Raw genomic sequence first — 1,060 nt, forward strand, 5'->3', positions numbered from 1 at the left:
TWAAATTTAAAGCAAAATCATAATCTTACACAAAATTAGTTTTCAAATTGTCATATTGATGATTTTTTTTATTTCATCAAGAGTTTTCGACAAAATTAAAGAAAAGACTCAAAATAGATGGGTTTTTATAATTAAAATTATAAAAAAGATATTTTTTATTATAAATTTTGTTTTTTTCTTTTTCTACTCTACATTTATATTGTTTTAAAAACTAAGGTAACACAAGAAAAGAATATCTTTTCAATAACATTATATAACATAAAAATAATTTTACAGGGTACCATAACTATGTTATCACATAGTCGTGATTGACAATCGTTTTACTACTAAATAATTTTACAGGGTACCATAGGGCGAGTAAATTAAATACGGGTTTTTTCTTTTAAGGATTAATTATTGTTCCTAAATGAAACAAACCCTCTTTATTTGTTAAGTTTATATTAACACATTATTTTTAATAAGACGACCAAAAAGGAATAAATTTAAAAATTTATCTTATTTTAATTATTTAAAAGTATAAAAATTCTTAATATTTGTTATTACATCAATTTTATTTATTTTTGCTAATTTTAAGTATAGTAAATTTTTATATGTTTTATATGCGTAGGCTTTTGCCCCATACCCCAAAGTTGATTTAAGAAATCAAGATATATCAGTCTCAGCTGAAACACCAATGTTGTATTCTAATTTTTGATTTTTAATGCCTTTACTATGATTTTTAATATATCTAACTAATTCAGTTTTGTGATAAGAATTAGCAATTTTTAATAATTTATCATACTTACCATTAATAAACAAATCATAACATTCATTATAAATATTTGTTTTTGCTTCGGTTTTTCTTCCTTTTAAAAAACCTCTTTTTAATTCTTTTGAAAAATGAAATCGATCTAAAACATACTTAGCTCCTAAAAAAGAAGCTGTTTGTATAATTCAACCATCCCCATCACCACCCTTTAATTTTGTCGAAAACTCTTGATGAAATAAAAAAAATCATCAATATGACAATTTGAAAACTAATTTTGTGTAAGATTATGATTTTGCTTTAAATTTTTTAAAY

The 1,060-nt window shown here is 22.0% G+C and carries 1 protein-coding gene; it reads right to left on the reverse strand.

Annotation, left to right across the window (positions count from 1 at the left end; all coding sequences use genetic code 4):
* Positions 1 to 504: 504 nt before the first annotated feature.
* Entirely contained in the window at positions 505 to 1,008 is a 504-nt protein-coding gene (locus EHV01_RS05865; protein WP_422066644.1) for a hypothetical protein, read from the reverse strand.
* Positions 1,009 to 1,060: the final 52 nt, after the last annotated feature.

Origin of the sequence: Spiroplasma sp. hy2, assembly GCF_044714365.1 — a bacterium.
Taxonomy (GTDB): Bacteria; Bacillota_I; Bacilli_A; order Mycoplasmatales; family Mycoplasmataceae; genus Spiroplasma; species Spiroplasma phoeniceum.